General features: G+C 67.7%; 2 protein-coding genes. One reads left to right on the top strand and one right to left on the bottom strand.

The annotated features are described in order from the left end of the window. On the top strand, positions 1 to 204 hold a 204-nt coding region (locus ABTU92_RS30280), incomplete at its 5' end, for an Rrf2 family transcriptional regulator (RefSeq protein ID WP_408095233.1). 43 nt (positions 205 to 247) lie between these two features. Here the strand turns inward: ABTU92_RS30280 and ABTU92_RS30275 are convergent. After that, positions 248 to 694: MBL fold metallo-hydrolase (locus ABTU92_RS30275; protein ID WP_408095232.1), on the bottom strand; the 447-nt coding region annotated here is incomplete at its 5' end.

Here is a 694-nt window from a genome sequence, read left to right as displayed (position 1 = left end):
GACGGACCGCTCGCCCCCATCGCCTGCGCCAGCAAGACCGCGTACCAGCCGTGCGAGGACTGCGACGACGTGAGCGAATGCGCCGTGCGGCTGACGATGCGCCGGGTGCGTGACGCCGTCTCCGACGTCCTCGACCAGATGACGGTCGCCGACATGCTGTCGGTCGGCAATGCCAGGCGCGGCGCTCTCGTCTATCACATCTGACGGCGCCGCGAGCCGACGATCCCGATAAGGCGCAGCGGCCGCCTCATGCGCCGAAGACAACCCGCGTCCCGACCGCCGAGTGGGCGACCTTGGTGGGCAGCTCGCGCCGCAGGATGTCGTAGAAGGCGTCACCCGAGCAGTGACCGGGGAACAAGAAGTCGGGATCGAGTTCCTTGAACGCGGTGACGACGTCGCGGAAGTAGGCGTCCGTCAACGGCGGCACCAGATGGAAGCCGCCGATGACCGCGTGCACCTTGCTCACCCCCGACGCCTCCTGGGCCTGGAGGATCGCGTTGAGGACGCCGCGGTGGCTGCACGAGGTGAGCACCACCAGGCCCTTGTCACGAACCACGTAATTGGTCGCGATCTCGTGGTCGAAATCGTCCGGCACGTAGTCGCCGGTGGCCTTGGCGGGGGCGACCTTGTCCGGATAGCAGCCGAATCCGTTGACCACGCCGACCTTCTCGCGAGTCGGCGTCAGCGGCTTCTC

The organism is Rhodoplanes sp. SY1, from assembly GCF_046000175.1.
Taxonomy (GTDB): domain Bacteria; phylum Pseudomonadota; class Alphaproteobacteria; order Rhizobiales; family Xanthobacteraceae; genus Rhodoplanes.
The sequence above is the reverse complement of the archived record's forward strand: the minus strand, read 5'-3'. Positions and strand labels throughout refer to the sequence as shown.